We start from the raw sequence: 12,425 nt of genomic DNA on the forward strand, positions 1-12,425 counted from the left end.
TCTCTGGGCGGCTTCGCCGGTGCGTCCTCGAGGCGGTGGGGGCCGCCCGAGGGACTCACGTGCGGCGGAGGCGCCGGATGGTGCGGACGAGGGTGTCGGTGGAACTGTCGCCGGTGTCCGGGTCCGCCGCGCCGGTCAGGGCCGGTGCCAGGGCCAGGGCCTGGGTCTTGCCGAGTTCGACGCCCCACTGGTCGAACGAGTCGATGCCCCAGATCACGCCCTGGACGAAGGTCTGATGCTCGTACAACGCGATCAACTGGCCCAGCGTCGCCGGGGTCAACGCCGGGGCGAGCAGGGTGGTCGAGGGCCGGTTGCCGGGCATCACCTTGTGCGCCACCAACCCCGGGTCGGTGCCGTCGGCGGCGACCTCGGCCGCGGTGCGCCCGAACGCGAGCACCTTCGCCTGGGCGAGCATGTTCGCCAGCAGGATCTGGTGCATGCTGCCGGTCCCGTCCCGGGTGGGCAGGTCCTCGCACGCGGCGGCGAACCCGACGAAATCGGCCGGGATCAGCCGGGTGCCCTGGTGCAGCAACTGGTAGAACGCGTGCTGCCCGTTGGTGCCCGGCTCCCCCCAGAAGATCTCCCCGGTGTCGTGGTCCACCGCGGTGCCGTCCCGCCGCACGCTCTTGCCGTTCGACTCCATGGTCAGCTGCTGCAGATACGCCGGCAGCCGGGCCAGGTCCTGACTGTAGGGCAGCACCGCCCGGGACTGCGCGCCCAGCACCGACGCGTACCACACCCCCAGCAGCCCGAGCAGCACCGGCGCGTTCGCCTCCAGCGGGGCGGTGGCGAAGTGCTCGTCCACGGTGTGCATCCCGGCGAGGAACTCGGCGAAGCGCACCGGGCCGATCGCGCACATCACCGCCAGCCCGATCGCCGAGCCCACCGAGTACCGCCCGCCCACCCAGTCCCAGAACCCGAACATGTTCGCCGGGTCGATGCCGAACTCGGCGACCTTGCTCGCGTTGGTCGACACCGCCACGAAATGCGCCGCGACGGCGTCCTCGCCGAGCGCGGCGACCAGCCAGCGCCGCGCGGCGGTGGCGTTGGTGAGGGTTTCGACGGTGGTGAACGTCTTCGACGCCACCACGAACAGCGTGGTGGCCGGGTCCAGGCCGGTCAGCTGCGCGGTCAGATCCGCCGGGTCGATGTTGGCGACGAACCGCACCGCCGGGCCGTCGGCGTAGTGCCGCAACGCCCGCGCCACCATCGCCGGGCCCAGATCCGAGCCGCCGATCCCGAGGTTCACCACCGTGGCGATCGGCTCGCCGGTGGCGCCGCGCCAGGTGCCCGAGCGGACCTTCTCGGCGAAGCCGGCCATCGCGTCGAGCACGGTGTGCACCTCGGCGACCACGTCGGTGCCGTCCACGGTCAGCGTCGCCGACCGCGGCAGCCGCAGCGCGGTGTGCAGCACCGCCCGGTCCTCGGTGGTGTTGATCCGGTCCCCGGCGAACATCGCATCGCGGCGGGCCTCGAGCCCACACGCCCGGGCCAGCTCGAGCAGCAACCCCACCGTGGTGTCGGTGATCCGATGCTTGCTGTAGTCGATGTACCACTCCCCGACGGTCAGCGAGAACCGCTGCGCCCGCCCCGGATCCGCCGCGAACAACCCCCGCAGATCCACCGCCTCGAGCTCGCCGCGATGGGCGGCCAGCGCCCGCCACGGCGCCGTGCCGGTGAGTGTAGTTGTGGCCGTGCTCATTCGGACTTTCCTTCCTCAGGCCAGCGCCCGCAGGCGGGGAGCGAGATCCTTCTCGAACAGGTCGAGGAAGCGCCGCTGATCGTGCCCCGGCGCGTGGAACACCAGATGGTTCAGCCCCGCGTCGACATACGCCGCGACCTTCTCCACCGCCTCGTCCGGATCCGACGCCACGATCCACCGCCTGGCCACCTGCTCGATCGGCAGCGCATCGGCCGCCGCCTCCATCTGCACCGGATCGTCGATGCTGTGCTTCTGCTCCGCCGTCAGCGACAACGGCGCCCAGAACCGGGTGTTCTCCAGCGCCCGCTCCGGATCGGTGTCGTAGGAGATCTTGATCTCGATCATCTTGTCGATCGCCCCGGTGTCCCGCCCGGCCTTGCCCGCGCCCTCGGCCACCGCCGGCAACAACTTCCCGGTGTAGAGCTCCATCCCCTTACCCGAGGTGCAGATGAACCCGTCCCCCGCCCGGCCCGCATACCGCGCCACCACCGGACCCCCCGCCGCGATGTACACCGGGATCCCGCCGGCGGGCACGTCGTAGATCGACGCCCCCTTCGTGGTGTAGTACTCCCCGTCGAAGTCGACCCGCTCCCCGGTCCACAACTCGCGCATCAACGCCACCGATTCCCGCAACCGCGCGAACCGCTCCTTGAACTCCGGCCACACCCCCGCATACCCGGTGGCGATCTCGTTGAGCGCCTCCCCGGTGCCGACCCCGAGCATGACCCGTCCCGGATACAGGCACCCCATCGTCGCGAACGCCTGCGCGATCACCGCCGGGTTGTACCGGAACGTCGGGGTCAGCACCGAGGTCCCCAACTGCAGCCGCGAGGTGCGCTCACCGACCGCGGTCATCCACGCCAACGAGAACGGCGCATGCCCCCCGTTGTGCCGCCACGGCTGGAAATGATCCGACACCGTCGCCGAATCCATCCCGTGTTCCTCCGCCAGCACCGCCAGCTCCACCAGCTCCCGCGGCCCGAACTGCTCCGCCGACGCCTTGTACCCCAACTTCAGACCCTGCGACACCACGAACTCCTCGTCGTCGGAAACCTCGGAAACGACGGCAGGACGCGCCGCGGCACGCAGCCGCGAGTGCGCGTCCTGCCGTTGCCGTTTCCCGTTACTTGATGGCGAAACCGCGATAGCCTTCGGCCGCGACGTCGTCGCAGATCTCGCGGTAGGTGTTGAGCCCACCGACGTAGGACATGATCACCCGCGGCTTGCCCGGCACATTGGCGCCCGTGTACCACGAGTTGCCCTCGGGATAGAGCGTGCCCTTCGCCAGTTCGTTGTTGAGCTCGGTCCAATCGTGCGTATACGGCTCGAGCGCCTCGAACCGGCGGGCGCCGCGCTGCTCGAGACGTTCGATGCAGTCGGCGGTCCACTCCACGTGCTGCTCGATCGCGCACACCACGTTGGTGAGCACGTTCGGGCTTCCGGGACCGGTGAGCATGAACATGTTCGGGAACCCGTCGACCGCGATCCCGAGGTACGTGACGGGTCCGTCCTGCCACTTCTCCCGCAGCGTCTCGCCGCCGACACCGGAGATGTCCATCTTCAGCAGCGGACCGGTGATCGCGTCGAACCCCGTGGCGAGGATCACCGCGTCGAGTTCGTGCTCCGTTCCCCCGGCCCGGATGCCCTTGTCCGTGAACTCCTCGAGCGGCGCTTCGCGGAGGGAGACGAGCTCGACGTTCTCCCGATTGAAGGTCTGGAAGTAGTTGGTGTCGAGCGTGATCCGCTTGGCACCGAGCGGGTAGGTCCGCGGTGACAGGTGTTCGGCGAGCTCGGGGTCCTGCACCACCGCGCGGATCTTGCTGCGGAAGAACTCGGCGATGGTCTCGTTGGCCTCCCGGTTGGTGAACAGGTCGGGGTAGGCGGCGATGAGGTCGATCGCCCGGTGCCGGTTCCACCGCTCCTCGTAGACCGCCCACCGCTCCTCGGGGGAGTGGTCGAGCGCGCCGACCTCGAGGGTGTCGGTGTACTGGCCCGACGGTGTGGTCTTCGAGGTCGCCTTGAACGTCTCGATGTTCTCCTTGAACTCCCGCTTCTCGTCCTCGGTGAGGGGGCGGTTGCCGCAGTCGAGGCTGAACGCCGGAGTCCGCTGGAACACGGTCAGTTTCTCGGCCTGCTCGGCGACGAGCGGGATCACCTGGACGCCGGACGAACCGGTGCCGATCACCCCGACCCGCTTGCCGGTGAAGTCGACGCCCTCGCGTGGCCAGTCGGCCGTGTGGTACGTCGCACCGCGGAAGTTGTTCAGGCCCGGGAAGTCCGGCGTCTGCGACGTGGACAGACAGCCGACCGCGGTCACGAAGTACTTGGCGACGGCGACGTCACCGGAGTCGGTGGTGATCGTCCATCGGTCGGTGTGGTCGTCGAACCGGGCCGAGTCGACCCGGGTCCGGAACCGGAAGTGCTTCTTCACGTCGAGTCTGTCGGCGGCGAAGTTCAGGTAGCGCAGGATCTCCGGCTGGGCGGGATAGCGCTCGGTCCACTCCCACTCGTCGATCAGCTCGGGCGAGAAGGTGTAGGCGTATTCCATGCTGATGCAGTCGCATCGAGCGCCGGGATAGCGGTTCCAGAACCAGGTGCCGCCCACACCGTCGGCGGCCTCGAAGGCGCGGACCGTCAGCCCCATCTCCCGCAGCCGGTGCACCATGTAGATGCCGGAGAAGCCGGCACCGACCACGATCGCGTCGAACTCCTCGGCGGTGTTCTCGGTACCCATGCCGTTCTCCGTCCGATCGGTACCCATGCCGTTCTCCGTCCGATCGGGGCTCATCGGGCGATGTCCGCGCCGGCGAGCACGTCCTCGACCGCCTCGACGACGTAGTCCATGCCGTCCTTCGCGCCCGGCAGGATGTTCACGAACTGGAAGAATCCGTGCATCTGCCCGGTGAACACCTTCTCGCGCAGTGGCACTCCGGCCGAGCGGAGCGCCTGCGCGTACTTGCGGCCCTCGTCGTGCAGGACGTCGTGCTCGGCGATCAGCACCGCGGCCGGGGCGACACCATCGAACGATTTCGCGTTGATCGGGGCGACCTCCCAGCGGGTGCGGTCCTTCGCCTCGGGCACGTACAGGTCCCAGAACCACACCATTGCGTCCCGGGTGAGCATGAGCTCATTCGCGGGGTCGAGGTAACTGGGTGTGTCGAAGTCGCAGTCGATGACGGGGTAGGCGAGGAACTGCAGGGCGAGTTCGGGACCGTTCTCCCGGGCGGCGCGCTGCGCGACCACCGCGGCGAGGTTGCCGCCGGCACTGTCACCGCCCACGATCAGCGGGGCGTCCGCGGCCGCGTAGGTGGCACGGTTCGCCGCGAGCCACTGCACCGCGGTCCACGCGTCGTCGGCGGCGGACGGGAACACGTGCTCGGGCGCGAGCCGGTAGTCGACGAGGGCGACGACGCAGCCGGTGCGCTCGGCGAGCTGACGGCCGAGCGTGTCGTACCCGTCGAGGCTCCCGACCACCCAGCCCCCACCGTGCAGGTAGGCGATGACGCCGCGGGCGTTGTCGGTCGGCACCAGGAGCCGGATCGGCAGCTGGTGACCGTCCGGAGTCGGCACGGTGCGGTTTTCCACCCGGGTCATCTCCGGGCCGTCGCCGTAGAGCGGCGTGAAGCCTTCGCTCATGGCGCGGGCCTCCTGCGGGGCCATTTCGTGCAGGGGCGGACCGCCTGCCTTCGCCATCTCGGCAAGAAACGCGGTGGTGGCCGGGTCGAGGGCCATGGCATCTCCTTCGTGTGCGGCATGGGTTTCGACAGACGTCGACGACTCCCGATCGGATGCGCAGAGTCGGCGCCCAGCGAGTGATGCACATCACCATAACCATACGCATGATTATTTGCAATACCGGCGCGCTAGGGCCTTTATCTATGCGCATGATTGGTCTAGCTTGGAAGCGAGAGTTCCGGGGGCATCTCCCCGCATCTACTACGGAAGGCCACCGACCATGACTGCCGGAAACCAGGACACCGCGCTGCAGAGCCCCATCGACACCGTCGTCTCCGACCGTGCCTTCCTCGAGTGCCCCCGCTGGCACGACGGACGGGTATGGGTCTCGGATCTCTATCGGCACGAGGTGATCTCGATCGGCGCCGACGGTGCGGTGACCGTCGAGGCCACCCTCCCCGGCGACGAGCCGTCCGGCCTCGGCTGGCTGCCCGACGGCCGCCTGCTGATCACCGCGATGGAGTCCGGGCGGATCATGCGCCGCGAGCACGACGGCGAGATCGTCGTCCACGCCGACCTCTCGTCGGTCGCCACCGGCAAACTCAACGACATGGTGGTCGCCGAGGACGGCACCGCGTACGTGGGCAGTTTCGGCTTCGAGTTCAAGCGCGACACCCCGATCGCGCCGGCCAACCTGATCCGTGTCGCGCCCGACGGGTCCTTCACCGTCGAGGCCTCGGATCTCCGCTTCCCCAACGGCATGGTGATCACCCCCACCGGCACGCTGATCGTCGCGGAAAGCATGGGCAACAAGCTGACTGCGTTCGACATCGGTTCCGACGGCCGGCTCGGCGGGCAGCGCACCTGGGCCGCGTTCGGTCCGGACCTGCCCACCGACTCCGTCAAGGCCGCGATGAGCGCCGCGGCGGTCGCGCCGGACGGCATCTGCCTCGACAGCGACGGTGCGGTGTGGGTCGCCGACGCCCTCAACCGGCGGGTCATCCGCGTCGAGGAGGGTGGCGCGATCACCGGCGAGGTCGTGTTCCCGACCGGGGTGTTCGCGTGCATGCTCGGCGGCCCGGAGGGCAACACCCTCTACGCCTGTGCCGCGCCGAACTCCTCGGAGGCCGCCCGTCGTCACACGCGCGACGCGAGCCTGCTCGCCACCCGCGTCGGCGCCACCCACGGCGGTCGCCCGTAGGACGGCCCCCAGGACATGGGAAAGGGCGGCGATTCGTCGAATCGCCGCCCTTTCCCGTTCGATCAGTACGGCGCGTACGCCGCCGCGGAGGCCGGCTGGTCCAGCACGCGGTCCACGGTGATGCGCTTGCGTTCGATGAGCAGTGTCCCTTCACGCTCGGCGAACGTGTCGGCGTAACGCCCGTACAGCCGCTGCGTGCCCTCGGGGCCGGCCACCGTGGCCTCGAAGTACGCGTCGACCCGTACCCGGCCGTCGCCCTCGTCGGACACGCGGACGTTGGTGATCGCGTGGCGGGAGAACTCCGCGCCGGACTCGGCGAAGGCACGGTAGACGCCGAGGAACTCCTCCGGGCCCGCATCCTCCTTGCCGTTCTGGGTGATCGAGACGTCGTCGGTGATCAGCGCGCGCAGGGCGTCGAGGTCGCCCTCGTCCACGGCGGTCGCGTACGCGTACATCACGTCCTCCGCGCGGCGCGCGAGATCGGGAGAAACCGCAGTCATATCGGGTCCTTCGCTTTCGTCGTGGGTCAGGGAAGCTGGATCAGCTTGGTTTCGAAGAACGCGTCGAAGCCCTCGATGCCGCCCTCGCGGCCGAGACCGGACTGCTTGTAGCCGCCGAAGGGCTGCACGACGCACATCGCGTAGCCGTTGACGGAGATCTGGCCGGTGCGCACCCGTCGCGCGATGCTCTGGGCCAGCTCTTCGTCCCTCGCGTAGACGGAGCCGGAGAGGCCGTAGTCCGAGTCGTTGGCGATGGCGACGGCCTCGTCGATCGAATCGAACGGAATGACCACCAGCACAGGCCCGAAGATCTCCTCCTGCGCGATGCGCATGTCGTTGGAGACGTCCGCGAACAGGGTCGGTTCGACGTACCACCCGCGGTCGAGGTGGGCGGGCTTGCCGCCACCGGTCACCAGACGGGCACCCTCCTTCTTGCCGATCTCGATGTAGTCGAGCACCCGCGTCTGCTGACGCTCGGCGGCCAGGGGGCCGAGGACAGTGTCCTCGTCACGGGGATCACCGACCTTCACGCTCTCCATCACCGCCTTGATCGCCTCGACGACCTCCTCCTGGCGCTCGCGCGGGACGATGATGCGGGTGAGGGCGGCGCAGACCTGCCCCGAGTGACCGATGCCGCCGAACACCATGCCGGGCAGGAAGGTGTCCAGGTCGATGTCGTCGGCGATGATCGCGGCAGACTTGCCGCCCAGCTCGAGGGTGACCCGCTTGATCCGCTCGGCGGCCCGGCTCATGACGACGCGGCCGGCCGCCGTGCTGCCGGTGAAGCTGATCTTGTCGACGTCCGGGTGGCTGACGAGGTAGTCACCCACCTCCCGTCCTGCCGGCACGACGCTGATGACGCCTTCGGGCAGACCGGCGGCGTCGAGCGCCTCGGCCAGCATCATCATCGTGACGGGGCCCTCCGGGGCCGGCTTGAGCACCACCGTGCAGCCCGCGGCGAGTGCGGGCGAGATCTTCAGCGAGCCGGTCGCAACCGGACCGTTCCACGGGACCACGACCGCGACGACACCGATGGGCTCACGCACGATCTTGCCGTGCCCGCCCTTCCAGGTGCGCTCCTCCTCGAACGCGAAGCGCTCGTGGAACGTGGCCGCGTCGTCCCACATGTCGACGGCGTTCTGGTGGAACAGAGTGGAAACCGCTGCGGGGGCGCCCAGTTCGAGGGTGAAGGCCTCGGCCATCTCGGGGATGCGCTTCTTCACCTCGTTCCCGACGCGCACGAGGATCTCCGCCCGCTCGGCGGGCGTCATCCGCGGCCAGGGACCTTCGTCGAACGCCTTGCGCGCCGCCGCGACGGCGCGGTCCATGTCCGCCTCGCGCGCCTCGGGCACGGTCGCGATGACCTCGCCGTTGATCGGGGAGATCACCTCGATCACCGCGTCGCTGGACGGCTCGACCCACGATCCGCCGATGAACAGCTTGTCGTAGCTCTTCAGCTGGATGGGAGTGGCTGTGGTCATGCTGTGTTCCTCCACTCGACCGCGGACTCTCGCCACGGCGACTCGCTGGATGGGATGGGAGTACTACTTCGCTGCCGGGGCCGGCGCCTGCAGGGGCGCCGACAGATCCCGGATCTCGTCCGGATCCACGACGACACGGCGGTCGATCGCCATGCGGGCCTGCACCATGTGCCGGGGGGAATCGACGCTCAGGTGCGCGGTGAGCTGCCCGGCGGCATCGAACCAGGCCGCACCCCACTTGCCGTCCGCACCCTCGCGGAACACCATATCGTCGGATTCGCTTCTGTGTCCGACGAATTGGATTTTGTGTCCGAACTGGTCGCTCCAGAAGTACGGGACCGGGTCGAAGACGGGCGGCGACTGCGGTCGCAGGAGCGCGCCGGCGACCGTCGCCGGCCCGGTGCGCGCCTCGTCCCAGTGTTCACCCCCGAGTCGCGTCCCGAACCGGGGCGACCAGCGCATCGCGACGTCTCCGACGGCGAACACCGCCGGGTCGGCGGTTCGCAGCGACTCGTCGACGACGACCCCGCGATCGATCTCGAGTCCCGATCCGGTCAGCCAGCCCACGTCGGGCCGCACTCCGATACCGGTGACGACGACGTCCGCCGGCAGTGCGGTGCCGTCGTCCAGTGTCAGCCCGTCTGTCGTGACCTCGCCGACGCCGGTGCCGCAGCGCAGATCGACTCCGTCCCACCACGATCGCAGCCGTTCGGCGACCTGCGCGCCCAGCGGACCCGCGAGCGGCCGGGACCCGGCTTCCACGCAGGTGACCGAGCAGCCGAGAGACAGTGCGGTCGTGGCGATCTCGGCGTTGATCCAGCCGGCACCGACGAGAACGACGCGGGCTCCCGGGCGCAGCTCGGCGCGGAGACGCTCGGCGTCCGCGGCGGTGCGGAGCACGAGTTGCCGGCCCGCCCCGGGCAGCGAGACCGGGGCCGCCCCGGTCGCGACGACCAGCGCGTCGTAGGAATGTGCGCCGGCATCGGTGTGCACCGCCCGGGCTGCGGTGTCGAGCGCCCGGGCCCGGACACCGAGGCGCAGTTCGACGCCGAGCGCCGCGTAGTCGACGTCGAACGTGGTGTCCTGCGCCTCGAGGAGTGCGGACTTGCTCAGCGGCGGGCGGTCGTACGGCGGGGTGGGCTCGGAACAGATCAGCTCGAGCTCGCCGTCGAAGCCTTCGGCGCGCAACGCCTCACACGTGCGGAGCCCGGCGAGGCCGCCGCCGACGACGACGATTCTTCGGCCGTTGAACACGGCGTTCCCCTGTCCTGTCGATGAATCGGATGGTGCGGTGGGTGCGCTCGGTACAACTCAGTACAAGGTGTAGTCCGACAGCACGCGCGGGCCCGGCGTGTAGGTGGCCGGGATCCGCTGCCAGCCCATGTTGGTGCCCTGATGCGGGTACCGCTCGAGCGCGGAGAAGTCCACCTCGTAGTCGGGCATCCGCTCGAGAATCTGGGTGATGAGCGTCTTGGACATGTAGCGGCCGAGATGCGATCCGGCGCAACGGTGTACGCCGATTCCGAATGCGGTGTGCCGGTTCGGCCACCGTTCGATGTCGATCTCGTCCGGGTTGTCGAAGAGCTTCTCGTCGCGATTGGCCGACGACCAGGACAGCAGCACCCGATCGCCCTTCTTCATGGGGCAGCCCTGGAACTCGGTGTCCTTGGTGACGGTCCGGGCGAGCGCCTGAGTGGGCGAGAAGTACCGCAGGAACTCCTCGACGGCGTGGTCCATCAGGCTCGGATCGTCGATGAGCCGCTGCCGCACGGCCGGGTGCTCGGCGAGCCACACCAGCGCCTGGCTCACCAGGGACGCGGTGGTACCGACACCGCCGGCGAGCAGCAGATCGACGATCGAGTACATCTCGAAGTCGTTGAGCGGACGACCGTCGACCTCCTGCTGCACGAGGTAGCTGATGATGTCGTCGGTGGGGTTCTCGCGACGGGCCCGGATGGTCTCGCGCATGCGGTCGCCCAGGTACGGGAAGTCGACCTCCATCGCGTGGCGGTAGTCGTCACTTCCCGGAATGCCGGCGAGCGCCTGGTGGTGCGCGTGGGAATAGCGCTTCCAGTCGGCGAGGTCGAGACCGAGCCAGTCCACCGTCACGATGGAGGGAACCGAGATGACCGAGGTGAGGTCACACTGCCCGTCCTCGATCACGCTGTCGATGAACCCGGCGGTGTGGCGGTCGACGAGCGCCTTCATCCGCTCGACGGCCGCGGGCGCGGTGATCGGGTTGACGATCTTGCGGTACTTGCGGAACTCCGGGGGATCGAGCTCGATGGGGATGTGGAAGTGCATCGGCGTCTTCGGGATGACGACCGAAAGGCCCTCTCCCCCATATTCGTTGCGCGCGGACGAGAACGTCTCGTCGTCACGGGCGGCTTCGAAGACCGAGTCGTAGTCGCTGAGCACCCAGTACCCGCCGTGCGCCTCCGTCCAGGCGACTCGCTCGTTCTGGCGGACCTTGCGGTACGAGGCGACCGGATCGGCAGAGTGCTCCTGCGAATTGTGGTCGAAGTTGATGACGGGGCAACGATTGCGGCTGTCCATCGCGTGGACCCTCCTGCGTCGGATCGGGCATCTCCTGCTAATGGTTATAACAGATGATATAGTAGTGTAGATCACACCGCCAGCCCGGCTATCAAATCAAATGTTCAACGAGCTGGCATCCTCGATATCCGGATGACGGAAGGAGCGACCGATGAAGGTTGTTGTCGACGAGAACCACTGCCAGGGCCACGGGCTGTGCTTCATGACCTCCCCGCAGGTCTTCGCGCTGCGCGAGGAGGACGGCCACGCGTACGTCCTGCCCGGGGGCGACGACCCGGCCAACGAGCACGCCGCACGCGAGGCCGCCGCGTCCTGCCCCGAGCGTGCGATCTCCGTCGTCACCGAGTGACGACGCCTTCCGAGCGGCCGGCACACGACGGAGGAAGGGGCCCCGGGTTCGACCCGGGGCCCCTTCCTCCGTGTGCGGCCGTGCGCCTCAGCCCAGGGCGCGGTCCCACTGGATGACCTGTTCGAGCAGGTCGGGGTACTTGCGCTGCGCGTACCTCCGGTAGGCGTTGATGTGGTCGCGCATGCGTTCCTCGGATCCGATCGGGTCCCCCTGCGAGAGCGACTCGTAGATCTGGGTGTGCGCGACGATGATCGCCTCGCGCCGGTGCGGTGGGTAGTCGATCCCGATCGCAGTGCCGTCCATGATTCCGAGCAGCGAATCGACCATGTACCCGAACAGCGGATTGCCCGAGGACCAGGCGATCAGATCGTGGAAGTTCTTGTTCGCCTCGAGGAACTCGTGCTGATCGCCGAGCGAACCGTGCATCCGGTCGATGGTCTCCTTGAGCTCGACCAGTGTCTCCCCGCTGATGCGCTGGGCAGCCAGGCGGCTGATCATCGGCTCGAGGGCGGTGCGCGCCTCGATGATGACACTGAACGGCGCGTCCTTGAGCTGCATGAGAAGGATGAGCGAACTCGCGAGGTGGGACGCATCGGGATCCAGTATCACCGGCCCGCCCCGGGGGCCGGGCTTGAGGGCGATCACCCCCTGAAACTCCAACAGCCGCAGGGCTTCCCGCAGCGTGCCGCGGCCGATCTCGTACTTCTCGAGCATGACCCGCTCCGACGGCAGCAGATCGCCCGCCGCCAGGTTTTGCCTGGTCGCGTCCCTGATGATGTGCTGCGCCACCACCATGGCAGCTTTCGGCGCCCGTCCTGTGATCATCGCGCCTTCTCCTCCCGAGAGCACCTGCCGGTTCGGGAACTCTGTCCGGATCGGACACTCCCCCACTTCCCGACGGGCCAAAATAATGCTAACGATTATAACGTACAGTTCGTGTCTTGGCTCCTTACCGGCGCAG

11 protein-coding genes are annotated in these 12,425 nt (G+C 68.6%); 2 read left to right on the forward strand and 9 right to left on the reverse strand.

The annotated features are described in order from the left end of the window. Positions 1 to 55 precede the first annotated feature (55 nt). The 4 genes from pgi to ISO16_RS14985 all read right to left on the reverse strand — a co-directional run bounded on the left by pgi (position 56) and on the right by ISO16_RS14985 (position 5,434). Positions 56 to 1,702 carry a glucose-6-phosphate isomerase gene (gene pgi / locus ISO16_RS14970; protein ID WP_075288580.1) on the reverse strand — a complete coding sequence of 549 codons (1,647 nt, stop codon included), beginning with the start codon at positions 1,700 to 1,702 and terminating at the stop codon, positions 56 to 58. A 15-nt stretch (positions 1,703 to 1,717) separates the two neighbouring features. Continuing rightward, entirely contained in the window at positions 1,718 to 2,731 is a 1,014-nt protein-coding gene (gene fgd / locus ISO16_RS14975) for a glucose-6-phosphate dehydrogenase (coenzyme-F420) (protein WP_075288595.1), read from the reverse strand. A 94-nt stretch (positions 2,732 to 2,825) separates the two neighbouring features. Further along, positions 2,826 to 4,436 (reverse strand): flavin-containing monooxygenase, encoded by a 1,611-nt coding sequence (locus ISO16_RS14980; RefSeq protein WP_029546532.1) that lies wholly within the window; start codon positions 4,434 to 4,436, stop codon positions 2,826 to 2,828. 50 nt (positions 4,437 to 4,486) lie between these two features. Continuing rightward, positions 4,487 to 5,434 (reverse strand): alpha/beta hydrolase, encoded by a 948-nt coding sequence (locus tag ISO16_RS14985; RefSeq protein ID WP_029546533.1) that lies wholly within the window; start codon positions 5,432 to 5,434, stop codon positions 4,487 to 4,489. Positions 5,435 to 5,657: 223 nt separating this feature from the next. On the opposite strand from ISO16_RS14985, the gene ISO16_RS14990 reads away from it, so the two are divergent. Then, positions 5,658 to 6,578, forward strand: a complete 921-nt coding sequence (locus tag ISO16_RS14990) for an SMP-30/gluconolactonase/LRE family protein (RefSeq protein WP_029546534.1) — start codon at positions 5,658 to 5,660, stop codon at positions 6,576 to 6,578. Positions 6,579 to 6,640: 62 nt separating this feature from the next. Here the strand turns inward: ISO16_RS14990 and ISO16_RS14995 are convergent, their stop codons facing one another. From ISO16_RS14995 to ISO16_RS15010, 4 genes are all read right to left on the reverse strand, one after another. Next, the gene (locus ISO16_RS14995) at positions 6,641 to 7,078 is read right to left on the reverse strand and encodes a nuclear transport factor 2 family protein (RefSeq protein ID WP_029546535.1); all 438 of its coding nucleotides are present in this window, start codon (positions 7,076 to 7,078) and stop codon (positions 6,641 to 6,643) included. A 26-nt stretch (positions 7,079 to 7,104) separates the two neighbouring features. Then, on the reverse strand, positions 7,105 to 8,559 hold the full coding sequence (locus tag ISO16_RS15000; RefSeq protein WP_029546536.1) for an aldehyde dehydrogenase: 1,455 nt from the start codon (positions 8,557 to 8,559) through the stop codon (positions 7,105 to 7,107). A 63-nt stretch (positions 8,560 to 8,622) separates the two neighbouring features. Continuing rightward, positions 8,623 to 9,813, reverse strand: coding sequence for an NAD(P)/FAD-dependent oxidoreductase (locus tag ISO16_RS15005; RefSeq protein ID WP_006934069.1), 1,191 nt, complete (start codon positions 9,811 to 9,813; stop codon positions 8,623 to 8,625). 57 nt (positions 9,814 to 9,870) lie between these two features. Next, entirely contained in the window at positions 9,871 to 11,115 is a 1,245-nt protein-coding gene (locus ISO16_RS15010) for a cytochrome P450 (RefSeq protein ID WP_006934071.1), read from the reverse strand. 151 nt (positions 11,116 to 11,266) lie between these two features. Between ISO16_RS15010 and ISO16_RS15015 the strand changes: the two genes are divergently transcribed. Next, the gene (locus ISO16_RS15015) at positions 11,267 to 11,464 is read left to right on the forward strand and encodes a ferredoxin (protein ID WP_003938422.1); all 198 of its coding nucleotides are present in this window, start codon (positions 11,267 to 11,269) and stop codon (positions 11,462 to 11,464) included. Between the two features lie 87 nt (positions 11,465 to 11,551). Here ISO16_RS15015 and ISO16_RS15020 read toward each other — a convergent pair whose 3' ends face one another. Beyond that, a complete protein-coding gene (locus tag ISO16_RS15020; RefSeq protein ID WP_029546537.1) occupies positions 11,552 to 12,289 on the reverse strand; it encodes a FadR/GntR family transcriptional regulator in 738 nt (245 codons plus the stop codon). Between the last annotated feature and the right edge of the window lie 136 nt (positions 12,290 to 12,425).

The sequence above is a fragment of the Rhodococcus sp. M8 genome (genome assembly GCF_015654185.1).
In the GTDB taxonomy this organism is placed as follows: Bacteria; Actinomycetota; Actinomycetes; order Mycobacteriales; family Mycobacteriaceae; genus Rhodococcus; species Rhodococcus aetherivorans.

What these genes read in the sequence shown, in the direction of transcription:
- pgi (WP_075288580.1), bottom strand. Translation starts at nt 1,702, where the DNA reads ATGAGCACGGCCACAACTACACTCACCGGCACGGCGCCGTGGCGGGCG.
- ISO16_RS14980 (WP_029546532.1), bottom strand. Translation starts at nt 4,436, where the DNA reads ATGGGTACCGAGAACACCGCCGAGGAGTTCGACGCGATCGTGGTCGGT.
- ISO16_RS14985 (WP_029546533.1), bottom strand. Translation starts at nt 5,434, where the DNA reads ATGGCCCTCGACCCGGCCACCACCGCGTTTCTTGCCGAGATGGCGAAG.
- ISO16_RS14990 (WP_029546534.1), top strand. Translation starts at nt 5,658, where the DNA reads ATGACTGCCGGAAACCAGGACACCGCGCTGCAGAGCCCCATCGACACC.
- ISO16_RS14995 (WP_029546535.1), bottom strand. Translation starts at nt 7,078, where the DNA reads ATGACTGCGGTTTCTCCCGATCTCGCGCGCCGCGCGGAGGACGTGATG.
- ISO16_RS15000 (WP_029546536.1), bottom strand. Translation starts at nt 8,559, where the DNA reads ATGACCACAGCCACTCCCATCCAGCTGAAGAGCTACGACAAGCTGTTC.
- ISO16_RS15010 (WP_006934071.1), bottom strand. Translation starts at nt 11,115, where the DNA reads ATGGACAGCCGCAATCGTTGCCCCGTCATCAACTTCGACCACAATTCG.
- ISO16_RS15015 (WP_003938422.1), top strand. Translation starts at nt 11,267, where the DNA reads ATGAAGGTTGTTGTCGACGAGAACCACTGCCAGGGCCACGGGCTGTGC.
- ISO16_RS15020 (WP_029546537.1), bottom strand. Translation starts at nt 12,289, where the DNA reads ATGATCACAGGACGGGCGCCGAAAGCTGCCATGGTGGTGGCGCAGCAC.